1 protein-coding gene is annotated in these 1,076 nt (G+C 72.9%); it reads left to right on the top strand.

The annotated features are described in order from the left end of the window. Positions 1–79: 79 nt before the first annotated feature. Positions 80–703: a TetR/AcrR family transcriptional regulator gene (locus FNQ90_RS24370; protein WP_182608318.1), complete on the top strand. Its 624-nt coding sequence runs from the start codon at positions 80–82 to the stop codon at positions 701–703. The last annotated feature ends 373 nt before the right edge of the window (positions 704–1,076 follow it).

Below are 1,076 nucleotides of genomic sequence, written 5' to 3'. Positions count from 1 at the left end.
GGACGGATGAGAGGCGAACGAGGAGGGCGCCGGGGGCACAATGACGCGAAACCACGCCTATTGGGGGGCGATTCCACCGATGAAATCCACCGACAGCCCGCGGCGACGTGCCACGCGGTTGAAACTCTTCGACGCCGCCGTCGACCTCATCGCCGAGCAGGGCTTCTCCGCCACCACCGTGGACGGGATCGCCGAACGCGCCGGCGTTTCCAAGGGGACGGTCTATTACAACTTCACCGGCAAGACCGAGCTGTACGAGGAACTGCTGCGCCACAACGTCGGAATGCTCGCCTCGGCACTGCGCGGGGCGGCCGCGGAATGCCGCTCCTCCGGCGGCGACACCCGGGAGGCATTGAACGCGATCGTGCGGGCCGGATTGCGCTTCACCCTCGACCACCCGGCACTCGTACGGCTGTACCTCGGAGAGGTGTGGCGCACCCACAGTGTCTGGCACCCCACCGTGCTGGCGGTGCGACGTCGGGCGCACGCCGCGATCGAGGAACAACTGCGGCTCGGCGCCGAGGCCGGGGAACTGCGACCCGACACCGATGTCCGGCTGGCCGCCTCGGCCCTGGCCGGAGCGCTGCTGGTGGCCGCGCTCGACTGGCGGTCCTTCGCCCCCGAGGTGCCGGTGGAGGAGGTGGAAAGGACCCTGGGTGCCCTGTTGCCCACGCTGCGGGCGGGCCAGGGCCTCGGCCCGTGATGTGGGTGGCGGAGCGCCCGGCGCGGTGATCCCGAACGGGTGAGGGCCCTCCGGCCCCGGTGTGGATCGTGACGTCCGCACCCGCCGGAGGCCCCTCACCCTCCGCGAACCCCCGTGACACACCTCCGACCGAACCGGTCCGTCAGCGCACGGGCCCGCGACGTGCGCGGGGTCGTCGGTGTTCGTGTCCCGAACCGGCACGCCCCATCCGACCCACCGGGATCGGGCCCTCGGCCGGGCCCCCTCCGCCGCCACGAACACGCCAGGCGCGGCACACCGGCGGGGGCCGGGATCACCCGCGCGGGCAACCCGATCCCGTCCTCCCCGGAGCGAGGGCCGGGTCGCTCCCTCCCCGCGCGACTCCTCCCCGCAC

This window comes from Streptomyces alkaliphilus, from assembly GCF_014141535.1.
Taxonomy (GTDB): domain Bacteria; phylum Actinomycetota; class Actinomycetes; order Streptomycetales; family Streptomycetaceae; genus Streptomyces; species Streptomyces alkaliphilus.
The sequence above is the reverse complement of the archived record's forward strand: the minus strand, read 5'-3'. Positions and strand labels throughout refer to the sequence as shown.